Origin of the sequence: Buttiauxella noackiae, from assembly GCF_000737905.1 — a bacterium.
Taxonomy (GTDB): domain Bacteria; phylum Pseudomonadota; class Gammaproteobacteria; order Enterobacterales; family Enterobacteriaceae; genus Buttiauxella; species Buttiauxella noackiae.
On sequence record NZ_JPRU01000001.1, the window covers coordinates 1,471,125 to 1,484,067 of the forward strand.

Genomic DNA, 12,943 nt, shown 5'->3' on the forward strand with positions numbered 1-12,943 from the left:
CAACCTTCAATTTATCTTAGTTTCCGCTTTCGGGGAGGCAACTCCCCGCGTTTGTGCTTATCCTTGCCTATACTCTTTAAACACGAGTCATAAAATAGGAAGCATTGATGAAAATTATTCTATGGGCAGTTTTGATTATCTTTATTATTGGCTTACTGGTCGTGACTGGCGTGTTTAAAATGATTTTCTGATATCTGCGGGTGCCACTCTGGTGGCACCCCTTTGTTTTTACCCTCCTTCGATTTAAATCCCCCTGCACTTGCGAACCCTGGTGACGAAGCATTATTATCACTCCAATTGATTGGAGAAATAATGACTATCAAAGAAAGTGATTTTCGCAAAATTGACCTCAATCTGCTGATTGCCTTTGCGGTGTTATTTCGCGAACAAAGCGTCTCTTTGGCGGCTGACAAGCTACATCTGGGGCAGCCTGCGGTGAGCGGCTCGCTTGCTCGCCTACGTGAGATGTTCGACGACCCACTATTTATTCGTAGCGGGCACCGTATGCAACCTACCGCACGGGCGACTGAACTGCATAGCGAACTGATGCCGCTGCTTGAACAATTGCAAAGCGCACTGTTCCAGCAGGCACAGTTCAATCCTGCAAATGCAAAAGCAACAGTCACCATCGGCATGACAGACTGGGTAGAGATGTGGTTAATGCCGCAACTTCTTCCTGCATTGCGTGAAGAGGCTCCCGGTGTACGCCTTAATGTGGTGGCAAGCGATCCTTTCACTGATTCACAACGTCTGGAAGGTGGCGAGCTGGATATGATCATCAGCGTGGCGAATCAGTCCGCGCGCTGGATGGAGCGTGAACAGTTGAGTGCAATGGAGTTTGTCACTCTCTGGAATCCCACTCAGCTACAGCTCGAGGCGCCACTAAGTGCTGAAACATATGCCGCGCAGCAACATGTCCTGGTGAGCTACCGTGAAGCCTCCAGCAGCCACATCGACACATTGTTAGCCAGGCAGGGTCTAAAACGTGAGATTAGCTACACCACGCCACACTTCTCCGCATTGCCGGGTTTGTTAAGCATGATGCCCGTCCTTGCGACCGTGCCGCAGGGGCTTTGTGAAAGTTGGCAGAAAACATGGGGATTACGTAGCAGCCCTGTTCCGCTGGAGATGGTCCCGTTTGATGTGTCATTGCTATGGCATCAGCGCCATAACAGTGACGCGGCGCTGATGTGGGTTCGTGGGTTTATTAAGCGGTTGGTGGGTTAAGTTTATTTAAAATAAAGCGCCATCCGCCAAATGTCGGATGGCGCAAGTTTATTCGACCGACTTCAGACTCGCCCCATTACTGGCAATCACTTCTTTATACCAATTGAAGCTTTTCTTACGGCGGCGCTCAAGGGTGCCGTTGCCCTTGTCATCGCGATCGACATAGATAAAGCCGTAGCGCTTAGATAACTCTGCTTTCGATGCACTCACCAGATCAATTGGCCCCCAGCAGGTGTAGCCCAGCACTTCAACACCATCTTCAATCGCTTCGCGCACCTGCACCAGGTGGTCGTTGAGGTAGCTGATGCGGTAGTCATCATGTACCGTGCCATCGGCTTCGAGCTTGTCTTTAGCACCAAGGCCGTTTTCAACAATAAACAGGGGTTTCTGATAACGATCCCACAGCTTGTTGAGCAAGATACGCAGGCCAACTGGGTCAATTTGCCAACCCCACTCAGAACTCGGCAGGTGCGGGTTGGGCACCATATTGAGGATATTGCCACGCGCCTTCTCATTGAGAGCTTCATCAGAAGTGACGCAACCCGTCATGTAATAGCTAAACGAAATAAAGTCGATTGTGGTTTTCAGCGCTTCGCGGTCGCTATCTGAGATCTCAAGCTTAATGCCGTTGTCGCGGAAGTAACGCAGCATATAGCCTGGATATTCACCCCGGCACTGCACATCACCAAAGAACAACCAGTTGCGGTTTTCCTGCATGGTTTCGAGCACATCTTCTGGCTTGCAGCTCAGCGGATAAACCAGGCCACCAAGTAGCATGTTACCGATACGCGCATCTGGAATGATTTCGTGGCAGGCTTTTACGGCCAACGCACTGGCGACCAGTTGATGGTGAATCGCCTGATAAATATCAGCCTTACTGCTGCTCTCATTTAGCCCAACGCCAGTCATTGGCGCATGCAGCGACATGTTGATTTCGTTAAACGTCAGCCACAGCTTCACTTTGTTTTTATAGCGCGTGAACACGGTGCGGGCGTAACGTTCAAAGAAGGTGATGACTTCACGGTTGCCCCAACCGCCATAATTTTTCACCAGTCCCCACGGCATTTCGTAGTGGGACAGCGTCACCATTGGCGTAATGTTATGTTGCGCCAATTCATCAAACAAACGGTCGTAATAGGCAAGGCCCGCTTCATTTGGCTGAGTTTCGTCCCCTTGTGGGAAAATACGCGTCCAGGCAATGGAGACTCGCAGGCAGCTAAAGCCCATTTCCGCAAACAGCGCGATATCCTCTGGATAGCGGTGGTAGAAATCAATGGCGATGTCTTTAATGCCAAAATCCCCAGGTTTACGTTCGGCAACATCACCAAATACGCCATGCGGCTGAACGTCGGACGTTGAAATCCCCTTCCCGTCTTCCTGCCACGCGCCTTCTACCTGATTGGCGGCAATCGCGCCGCCCCACAAAAATTTCTCAGGAAATGCTTTCATCTACTTCTCCTTAATGTTGAACCGTCAGGAACGGCATGCCCGAATCAATCGAATGGTTATTGGTCAAACGTGTCACTGCTGTGTATTCATCGCTATTACTGATAATCACTGGCGTCGCCAGATCGTATCCGGCATCCAGGATGGCCTGCCTGTCGAATTCAATGAGCAGGTCGCCTGGCTTAATTTTGTCCCCCACTTTCACATGGGTAGTGAAGTGCTGGCCGTTCAGTTTTACCGTATCAATACCAATGTGAATGAGAACTTCAATACCGCTATTGCTAAGTAAACCAATGGCATGGCGTGTCTGGAATAACGAGGCTACCTCGCCATAGAAAGGTGCGATAACTTTGCCAGTGAGTGGGATGATTGCCGCCCCCTCACCGAGTAAACCACTGGCGAAGGTGGAATCAGGGACCTGGTCCATCGCCAGAACGGTGCCGCTCATTGGTGCAAGAATGTCGTTCTCACTCGTGCTCGTCGCCACCTTCTGTGTGGTTTCGCTGCGCGGTAATCCCGCAACATAGGTCAGCCCGCAAGCCAGCACCAAAGCCACAAACATCCCAATAACCGCACCCCACACGCTGGCATCAATCCCGCCTGGCGGAATCATTTGCGCGATGGTGAAGATATTGGCAAAGCCAAATGAGTAGACGTTACTGTGGCTGAGTCCAACGATGGCACCACCAAAAGCCCCTGCTGCACAGCCGAAAATAAACGGACGACGATTCGGCAGTGTGACGCCATAAACTGCGGGTTCAGTGATACCAAATATCCCGGCACTCACCGCTGAACCCGCCAGCATTTTCAGGCGGGTATCACGGGTTCGCAGGAAGACACCGAGACAGGCGCCAACCTGCCCCATAATCGCCGGCAGCAGCAGCGGCAACAGTGTGTCGTGCCCAAATACCGATAAATTGTTAATCATCAGCGGCACCATGCCCCAGTGCAGGCCAAAGATAACGCACACCTGCCAGATAGCCCCCATCACGGCACCAGCAAGCCAGGGAGCAAAGGCGTAAATAGCCTGATATCCATGCGCCAGCATCTGGCTAAGCCAGGTTGCCGCCGGGCCAATCAACAGGAAAGTCAATGGTACGGTAATCGCGAGGCAAAACAGTGGGGTAAAGAAATTACGCACCGCAGAAGGCAGCAGTTTGTTGCCCTGTTTTTCCACCCAACAACTTACCCATGCTGCAAAAATAATGGGGATAACCGATGAGCTGTAGTTAATGAAAGTAATAGGTATGCCGAGAAAATATTCAGTGGCAGCGCCCGCATCTAATGCCTGCATCACCACCGGGTGGGTTAACGCGCCACCAATGGCCATGGTAATAAATGGATTTCCGCCAAATTTCTTGCCTGCGGTATAACCGAGGACCAGCGGGAAGAAATAAAACAGTGCGTCACTTGCCGCAAACCACAGCTTGTAAGTACCGCTATCGGTCGCCAACCAGCCGAACACAACCGCCATAGCCAGTAAGCCTTTGAGAATACCGGAGGCCGCCATCACGCCAATAAATGGGGTGAAAACTGCCGAGACAATATCAATCAACCGGCTGAGCAGACTCACTTTTTCGCCCGATACCTGTTCTTGTTGGGCCGTATCTTCTGTAATCCCCGCTTCAGCACATACAGCGTTGTAAACATCATGGACGTGGTTACCAATCACCACCTGGAACTGACCGCCGCTTTCCACCACCATAATCACACCAGGATTTTTTTTAAGGGCCTCAGCAGCGGCTTTTTTCTGGTCTTTTAACTTAAAACGCAGCCGTGTAGCGCAATGCACCAGGCTTGCTATATTCTCGCGCCCACCAACATGGGTCAGAATGTCTCTGGCAACCTCTTGATATCCCATAATGCTTTCCTTTCACCTTTCGGCACGTGTGTCTTGAGTAAAAAAAAACCTGAGACCAGCCTCCCGTCAAGGGAAGCCAGTACTCAGGTTTTGCCTGCCGCAGCAGTAACAATCCGTTTTTATCGCACGTCTACGACGCGCCTTTATGAAGCTTTAAGACTCTCTTTACGCACTCGCTCAATGTGAATTGCGAGAAACATAATTTCTTCCGTCGTCAATTCGCGCTGATATTCAGTCACCAGATGACGGCTAATTTTTTCAGCGCAGCGCCAGGCGTGGGGATAATTATCTTTCACCGCCGCATGGAGCGTTAAGTCATCATCTGCCACCACGTTGCGACTTAGCATCCGCTGGGCGAAAAACTTAAGATGCGTCACAAAGCGCTGATAACTCAAACTATCTTCGTCATACTCAAACCGTAGCTGATACTTTACGATTTGCAAAATCTCCTGCATGACCCGCGTAATATGCATCACTTCCGGCATTTCGCCGTTTAGCTGCGCAGTGACCAGATGCAGCGCGATAAACCCGGCCTCATCTTCAGCGAGCTGCACATTAAGCCGTTTTCCAATCAGCTCTACGGCTTCCTGACCCAGCAGAAACTCTTTGGGGTAAAGGCGCTTAATTTCCCAAAGCAGCACGTTACGGATTGTCACCCCTTTCTTATGCCGCTCAATGGCAAAATGGCAGTGGTCGGTCAGCGTGATATAGAGGCTATCTTGTAACTTGCCCAATTTCTGGCGCGAAAACTCGATAATACGATCGCAGGTCGTCATTACTTCCAGCGGGATTTGGCTTAACAGCTCTCCTAAACGCGCTACCAGTTCATCGCTTTTCAGGGCAAACACTTTCTCGATCTTGTCGTTTTCCAGAGTGTCGCCAATATGCTTCTGAAAACCCAGGCCCCGCCCCATAACCACTTGTTCACGTCCGTGTTCGTCAAGAATCACCACGACATTGTTATTGAGTATTTTGGCGATTTTCATCAGTACCCCAGAAACAAAAAAACCTGACATCCGGCAGGAGCCAGAAAATCAGGTTTTGCCTGCCGCAGCAGTAACAATCCAACAACGACACTCTATCAGCTTCGAAATATCACTCAAATGAATGAATTGAAAATCGTGACGAAGATCGCGGCTTAGCGTGCCGGGTTACAAATCACCCGGGCGATGTCCGCAGAATGCTTGAGTGTACGAATCTCAGTAAACAAGTCCGTTGCTTCAACATATTCTTTACGCAAGTAACCCAGCCACTGTTTGATACGCGCAACGTGATACATACCGGTATCGCCCTGTTTTTCCAGCTGGCTATATTTTTGCAGAAGTTTTACTACTTCCGGCCATGGCATACGTGGCTCGTTGTATTTGATCACTCGGCTTAAATTGGGAATATTCAGCGCACCGCGGCCAATCATCACGGCATCACAGCCCGTTGCCGCCATGCAATCTTGTGCACTTTGCCAGTCCCAGATTTCGCCATTGGCAATCACCGGGATCGATAACCGCCTGCGGATTTCACCAATCGCCGCCCAGTTAATACGTTCGGCTTTGTAGCCATCTTCTTTGGTGCGCCCATGAACGACAAGTTCGGTGGCACCCGCCTGCTGCACCGCATCAGCAATTTCAAACTGCCGTGCATCGCTGTCCCAACCGAGTCGAATTTTAACGGTGACGGGTAAGTGCGCAGGCACGGCTTCACGCATCGCTTTTGCACCACGGTAAATCAGGTCGGGGTCTTTGAGCAGTGTAGCGCCGCCGCCACTGCCATTCACCAGTTTGGATGGACAACCGCAGTTAAGATCAACGCCCCAGGAACCCAGCTCCACCGCACGCGCAGCGTTTTCAGCCAGCCATTGCGGATGTTGCCCCAGGAGTTGAATACGAACTAACGTACCGGAAGATGTACGACTCGCCTGATGAAGTTCAGGGCAAAGTTTATGGAAGGATTTTGCCGGCAAAAGCTGGTCGACCACGCGCAAGAACTCGGTGATACACAAGTCGTAGTCATTGACCTCTGTCAGCAGTTCACGAACCAGTGAGTCGAGAACCCCTTCCATCGGCGCGAGCAGTACACGCATAGCGTTTTTCCGGTAAAAAAAGAGGCGCTATGTTAGCGCCTCTGTTTGAGTTGGCAAAGCCTAATTAATTATGCTGATGCAGGCTTACGAGCTGGGCGGCGACGGGCATTGCTACCAGCTGGTTTAGCGGCACCATCACCCTGTGGGCGTGATGGACGACGCGGAGCGCTGCTGCGATCGGATGATGCACCGCCATTGCCACCACGACGTTGACCCTGGCCCTGACCACCGACGTTGCCACGACCGCCGCCACGCTGCTGCTGGCGACCGTTCACGATAGGTTCGGCAGGAATCGACGGGTCGACTTCATAACCAGGAATCGCCATACGCGGAACTTCACGCTTGAGCACACGTTCGATGTCGCGCAACAGTTTGTGTTCATCAACACAAACTAAAGACAACGCTTCGCCAGTTGCTGCTGCACGGCCAGTACGGCCAATACGGTGCACGTAATCTTCCGGCACGTTTGGCAGTTCGTAGTTCACAACATGTGGCAGTTCTTCGATATCAAGACCACGCGCAGCAATGTCAGTTGCCACCAGCACACGAATGCCACCGTTTTTGAAGTCAGCCAATGCACGAGTACGCGCGCCCTGGCTCTTGTTACCGTGGATAGCCGCAGCAGTGATGCCGTCTTTACCCAACTGTTCTGCCAGGTGGTTGGCGCCATGCTTGGTACGAGTAAATACCAGCACTTGCTGCCAGTTACCTTCACCAATCATCTGTGACAGCAGTTCTCTTTTACGTTTCTTATCTACGAAATGAACGTGTTGAGTCACTTGTTCGGAAGCGGTGTTGCGGCGCGCCACGGAAACTTCTTCCGGGTTGTGCAGCAACTTCTCAGCCAGACCTTTAATGTCGTCGGAGAAGGTCGCAGAGAACAGCAGGTTCTGGCGACGCGCAGGCAATTTTGCCAGCACACGACGGATATCGTGGATAAAGCCCATATCCAGCATACGGTCAGCTTCATCCAGCACCAGGATTTCTACCTGATCGAGTTTCACAGCGTTCTGGTGTTCCAGATCTAACAGACGACCAGGTGTCGCCACCAGTACATCTACACCGCTGCGCAGTTTCATCATCTGCGGGTTAATGCTCACGCCGCCGAAAACCACCAGCGAACGGATATCTAAATACTTGCTGTAATCACGCACATTTTCGCCAATCTGAGCGGCAAGCTCACGAGTTGGTGTCAGGATGAGCGCACGAACCGGGCGACGACCTTTGGCATGCGGTTGTTTGTCTACCAGGCGCTGCAAGAGCGGCAAGGTAAAGCCTGCTGTTTTGCCAGTACCGGTTTGGGCACTAGCCATCAGGTCACGACCTGCTAAGACGACCGGGATCGCCTGGCGTTGAATAGGGGTAGGCTCACGATAGCCCTGCTCTTCCACTGCACGCAGAATATCGGCGTTCAGGCCGAGAGAATCAAAAGACATAGGTACTCCAGAATCGCCCTGACCGCGAGGTGCGGTGTAGTTTCCAGGGGTTCATATGACGCCAGTCATTCTGGCGCGAGAGAGGGGCACAAACCACGGTGCCGTAAGCCGCGCAGTGTAACAGGTTTTGTGACTCTGCGCACAAATTCTATTTTTCGACGCAATCACAAGATAATTGTTGGGAACTGGACACCTGGGTTTCAGGCGCCTACTCTTAATCAATCGATTGATTAACTTTTTTAAGAGGTCGGTATGAATGCAACACCGACGCCTGCAACTTCCCGCGGTGAACAGGCAAAAAATACGCTGATTGCTTCCGCTATCGCCCAGTTTGGTGAGTATGGTCTACATGCCACCACTCGTGATATTGCCGCCCTTGCCGGGCAAAACATTGCTGCCATCACCTACTATTTTGGTTCAAAAGAAGAGTTGTATATGGCATCCGCGCAATGGATAGCCGACTTTATCACGCAAAATTTCAAGCCTCATGTCGAACGAGCCGAGGCGATTCTGACCCAACCACAACCCGATAAATCACAAATTCGCGAGCTCATTCATACCGCTTGTGAACACATGATAGTCCTGCTGACCGCCGATGAAACGCTGAACCTCAGCAAGTTTATTTCCCGCGAACAGCTCTCGCCAACTCCCGCTTACCAACTGATTCACGATCAAGTGATTGCGCCGATGCATACGCATCTGACATGCCTGGTCGGGCGATATACCGGACGCCATCCGGATGATACCGAAACAATTCTCCATACCCATGCGCTGCTTGGACAAATACTGGCTTTTCGACTCGGGCGAGAAACCATTCTTTTGCGCGCCGGGTGGCCGACGTTTGATAAAGAGAATGTGAAACAAATCAGCGATGTGGTACGCAGCCATATCGATTTCATTTTGCAGGGGTTATCAATGGAACGAGGAAATGCCAGCAATGAAAAGTAAAAAGCCGATAATTATCGTGGCGCTGGTGGCGCTTATCGCGGCGGGACTTGGCGGTTGGTACTGGTACAAAAGCCAGCAAGACCAGGGCCTGACATTGTATGGAAACGTGGATATTCGCACCGTTAATTTGAGCTTCCGCGTCGGCGGGCGTCTTGCGGCGTTACAGGTTGACGAAGGTGATGCAATCAAAGCGGGGGAAACGCTGGGCGAGTTGGATCAAGGGCCGTATCAAAATGCGCTTCTTCAGGCACAGGCAAATGCCTCAGCAGCGCAGGCAAAATTTGATTTGATCATCGCCGGTTACCGTGACGAAGAAATCGCGCAGGCCGCGGCGCAGGTAAACCAGGCCCAGGCCGCTTTTGATTACGCGCAGAACTTTTATCAGCGCCAGCAAGGTTTGTGGGCACGCCGCGTGATTTCTGCCAACGAACTGGAAAATGCCCGCTCATCGAGCGACCAGGCGAAAGCGACGCTGAAAGCCGCGCGCGATAAGTTAAGCCAGTATCGTACCGGTAACCGCCCACAGGAAATTGCCCAGGCACAAGCCAGCTTGCAACAGGCGAAAGCTCAGCTTGCTCAGGCGCAACTGGATTTACAAGACACCACGCTGATCGCGCCGTCTGACGGCACGCTGCTGACCCGCGCGGTTGAACCTGGCACCATGTTGAACGCCGGAAGTACCGTGTTTACCCTCTCCCTCACCCGCCCGGTTTGGGTACGGGCTTACGTCAACGAGGTGAGTCTGAATCAGGCAAAACCAGGCACAGAACTGCTGGTTTACACCGATGGTCGTCCGGATAAGCCGTATCACGGCAAGATTGGCTTTGTCTCCCCAACCGCAGAGTTCACCCCGAAAACGGTCGAAACACCTGACTTACGCACCGACCTGGTTTATCGCCTGCGAATTATCGTCACCGATGCCGACGACGCGCTGCGCCAGGGAATGCCGGTCACCGTGAAATTCAATGACGAGAAAGCGCATGAGTAGCCAGGACGGTATCATTCGCCTGCAAGGGCTAATGAAGCAGTTCCCCGGCCAGGAAAAACCGGCTGTGGCACGTCTTGAGTGTGAGATTCATACCGGTTCAGTGACAGGGTTGGTCGGTCCGGATGGCGCGGGGAAAACCACGCTGATGCGCATGCTTGCGGGGCTGTTAAAACCAAGCGAAGGGAATGCCAGCGTCATCGGGCTTGATCCCATCGAAGATGACCGCGCGTTACATGCGGTTCTGGGATACATGCCGCAAAAGTTTGGCCTGTATGAAGATTTAACCGTGATGGAAAACCTGACGCTGTACGCCGATTTACGTGGTGTAACCGGGGAGGAACGCGAAAAAACTTTTAAGCGGCTGCTGGAATTTACCGCGCTCGGCCCGTTTACCACCCGCCTTGCCGGGAAACTCTCCGGTGGGATGAAGCAGAAACTCGGTCTCGCCTGCACACTTGTCGGCCAGCCAAAAGTGCTATTGCTTGATGAACCCGGCGTTGGCGTCGATCCGATTTCGCGCCGTGAATTGTGGCAAATGGTGCATGAACTGGCAGGCGACGGCATGCTGATTCTTTGGAGTACCTCGTACCTCGACGAAGCCGAACAATGCCGCGACGTGCTACTGATGAACGAAGGCGAACTGTTGTATCACGGTGCCCCTAAAGAACTGACGCAGCAAATGGCTGGGCGCTCACTGCTGGTAACTCATAGTGATGAGAACAACCGCAAGTTGCTGCAACGTGCGCTGAAATTGCCGCAGGTCAGCGACGGTGTGATTCAGGGCCGTTCGGTGCGCCTGATACTCGCCAAAGACGCCTCTGTTGAAGAACTCACCCAGGCGCTGAATGTGTCGCCAGAAAATATTTCACAAACCGAACCACGCTTTGAAGATGCGTTTATCGACCTGCTAGGCGGCGCGGCAACCCAGGAATCTCCACTGGGGAAAATTCTGCACACTGTAGAAGGGAAGCCAGGGGAAACCGTTATCAAAGCCGAATCACTAACCAAAAAATTCGGTGATTTTGCAGCCACCGATAACGTTGATTTTACCGTCCAGCGCGGGGAGATTTTTGGTCTGTTAGGGCCAAATGGTGCCGGGAAATCCACCACTTTTAAAATGATGTGCGGCCTGCTGGTACCCACCTCCGGCAAAGCTCTGGTGCTGGATATGGACTTGAAAACCAGCTCAGGAAAAGCTCGCCAGCATCTTGGTTATATGGCGCAGAAATTTTCGTTATACGGCAACCTTACCGTGGAACAAAACCTGCGATTTTTCTCCGGCGTCTATGGTCTGCGCGGCAAAGCTCAGGAGGAGAAAATTAACCGTATGAGTGAAGCTTTCAGCCTAAAACCAATCATGAACAGCTCAACAGATGCACTCCCCCTGGGCTTTAAGCAGCGCCTGGCGCTGGCCTGTTCGCTGATGCACGAGCCAGATATTTTGTTTCTTGATGAACCAACATCGGGCGTTGACCCGATCACCCGCCGTGAGTTCTGGCTGCATATCAATAGCATGGTGGAGAAAGGCGTGACCGTTATGGTGACCACGCACTTTATGGATGAAGCCGAATACTGTGACCGCATCGGGCTGGTTTATCGCGGTAAGTTAATAGCCAGCGGCACGCCGGATGACCTGAAAGAACAAGCCGCCGACGACGAGCAAACTGACCCGACTATGGAGCAGGCATTTATTACGCTTATCCATCAGTGGGATAAGGAGCACGAAAATGCGCGAACATAACCAAGCCGTTTCCTGGCTGCGCGTACGTGCTCTGTGCGTGAAAGAAACACGCCAGATCGTGCGCGACCCAAGCAGTTGGTTGATTGCGGTGGTGATCCCACTGTTGCTGCTGTTTATCTTTGGCTATGGCATCAACCTCGACTCCAGCCGTCTACGCGTTGGCGTGCTGCTGGAGCAGCAAAGCGAGGAAGCTCTGGATTTCGCCCATACCATTACAGCCTCCCCCTACATCGACCCGACCATCAGCGATAACCGCCAGCACCTGATTCAACTGATGCAGGCGGGGAAAATTCGCGGGCTGGTCGTTATCCCTACTGATTTTGCACAAAATATGGCACGAACCGGGGCCACCGCACCGGTGCAGGTGATAACCGATGGCAGCGAACCCAATACCGCCAACTTCGTGCAGGGTTACATGGAGGGGATTTGGCAAATCTGGCAACAACAGCGCGCAGAAGACCGGGGTGAAAAGTTTGAGCCGTTAATTGACGTGCAACTACGTTATTGGTTTAACCCGGCGGCCATTAGCCAGCATTTTATTATTCCGGGAGCTATTACCATCATCATGACGGTGATTGGTGCGATCCTGACCTCACTGGTCGTCGCGCGCGAATGGGAACGCGGCACCATGGAAGCGCTACTCTCCACCCAGGTGACACGCACTGAACTACTGCTGTGCAAACTGCTGCCTTATTACGTGCTGGGTATGCTGGCAATGTTGCTGTGCATGTTGGTGTCGGTGTTTATTCTTGGCGTGCCTTATCGCGGTTCGCTGCTGATTTTGTTCTTTATCACCAGCCTGTTTTTACTCAGCACACTCGGTATGGGGCTACTGATTTCCACTATCACCCGCAACCAATTTAACGCAGCCCAGGTGGCGCTAAACGCCGCGTTTCTGCCGTCGATTATGCTGTCGGGTTTTATCTTCCAGATTGACAGCATGCCCGCGATTATCCGCGCGGTGACCTATATCATTCCGGCGCGCTATTTCGTCAGTACGCTGCAAAGCCTGTTTCTGGCGGGGAATATCACAACCGTGTTAATCATCAACGTGCTGTTTTTAATTGGCTCAGCGGTGATGTTTATCGGCCTGACGGCACTGAAAACCAAACGTCGTCTTGATTAGACACAACTGGCTAAAGGCGTAATTGTTGCAGTCAGTTTGGGCGCGAGCAGCGCGGAGGAACCGGGCGTACATGAAGTACGTGAGGATTCCGAG

11 protein-coding genes are annotated in these 12,943 nt (G+C 52.2%); 6 read left to right on the top strand and 5 right to left on the bottom strand.

The features are described from left to right. Positions 1-107 precede the first annotated feature (107 nt). Together yohP and IX31_RS06765 are read left to right on the top strand one after the other, a co-directional pair. Complete coding sequence (gene yohP / locus IX31_RS22265) at positions 108-191, top strand: small membrane protein YohP (RefSeq protein WP_072009412.1); 84 nt, start codon at positions 108-110, stop codon at positions 189-191. 121 nt (positions 192-312) lie between these two features. Further along, positions 313-1,227, top strand: a complete 915-nt coding sequence (locus IX31_RS06765; RefSeq protein WP_034456512.1) for a LysR family transcriptional regulator — start codon at positions 313-315, stop codon at positions 1,225-1,227. A 48-nt stretch (positions 1,228-1,275) separates the two neighbouring features. Here IX31_RS06765 and IX31_RS06770 read toward each other — a convergent pair whose 3' ends face one another. From IX31_RS06770 to rhlE, 5 genes are all read right to left on the bottom strand, one after another. Then, positions 1,276-2,676 (bottom strand): glycoside hydrolase family 1 protein, encoded by a 1,401-nt coding sequence (locus IX31_RS06770; protein WP_034456513.1) that lies wholly within the window; start codon positions 2,674-2,676, stop codon positions 1,276-1,278. Between the two features lie 10 nt (positions 2,677-2,686). Further along, the gene (bglF, locus tag IX31_RS06775) at positions 2,687-4,534 is read right to left on the bottom strand and encodes a PTS beta-glucoside transporter subunit IIABC (protein ID WP_034456514.1); all 1,848 of its coding nucleotides are present in this window, start codon (positions 4,532-4,534) and stop codon (positions 2,687-2,689) included. A gap of 143 nt (positions 4,535-4,677) precedes the next feature. Next, positions 4,678-5,520 carry a BglG family transcription antiterminator LicT gene (gene licT, locus IX31_RS06780; protein WP_034457223.1) on the bottom strand — a complete coding sequence of 281 codons (843 nt, stop codon included), beginning with the start codon at positions 5,518-5,520 and terminating at the stop codon, positions 4,678-4,680. Between the two features lie 152 nt (positions 5,521-5,672). Next, positions 5,673-6,611, bottom strand: coding sequence for a tRNA dihydrouridine(16) synthase DusC (dusC, locus tag IX31_RS06785; protein WP_034456516.1), 939 nt, complete (start codon positions 6,609-6,611; stop codon positions 5,673-5,675). 68 nt (positions 6,612-6,679) lie between these two features. Then, the gene (rhlE, locus tag IX31_RS06790) at positions 6,680-8,047 is read right to left on the bottom strand and encodes an ATP-dependent RNA helicase RhlE (RefSeq protein ID WP_034456518.1); all 1,368 of its coding nucleotides are present in this window, start codon (positions 8,045-8,047) and stop codon (positions 6,680-6,682) included. Between the two features lie 252 nt (positions 8,048-8,299). Here rhlE and cecR point away from each other — a divergent pair, with 252 nt between their 5' ends. Genes cecR through IX31_RS06810 form a run of 4 tightly spaced genes read left to right on the top strand, consistent with a single transcriptional unit; the run spans position 8,300 to position 12,850 of the window. Further along, entirely contained in the window at positions 8,300-8,995 is a 696-nt protein-coding gene (cecR, locus tag IX31_RS06795) for a transcriptional regulator CecR (protein ID WP_034456521.1), read from the top strand. Continuing rightward, a complete protein-coding gene (gene hlyD / locus IX31_RS06800) occupies positions 8,985-9,983 on the top strand; it encodes a secretion protein HlyD (protein ID WP_034457225.1) in 999 nt (332 codons plus the stop codon). The genes cecR and hlyD overlap by 11 nt, the downstream gene beginning before the upstream one ends. Next, positions 9,976-11,724 (top strand): ATP-binding cassette domain-containing protein, encoded by a 1,749-nt coding sequence (locus tag IX31_RS06805; RefSeq protein ID WP_034456523.1) that lies wholly within the window; start codon positions 9,976-9,978, stop codon positions 11,722-11,724. The genes hlyD and IX31_RS06805 overlap by 8 nt, the downstream gene beginning before the upstream one ends. Further along, positions 11,711-12,850, top strand: coding sequence for an ABC transporter permease (locus IX31_RS06810; protein WP_034456525.1), 1,140 nt, complete (start codon positions 11,711-11,713; stop codon positions 12,848-12,850). The genes IX31_RS06805 and IX31_RS06810 overlap by 14 nt, the downstream gene beginning before the upstream one ends. Positions 12,851-12,943: the final 93 nt, after the last annotated feature.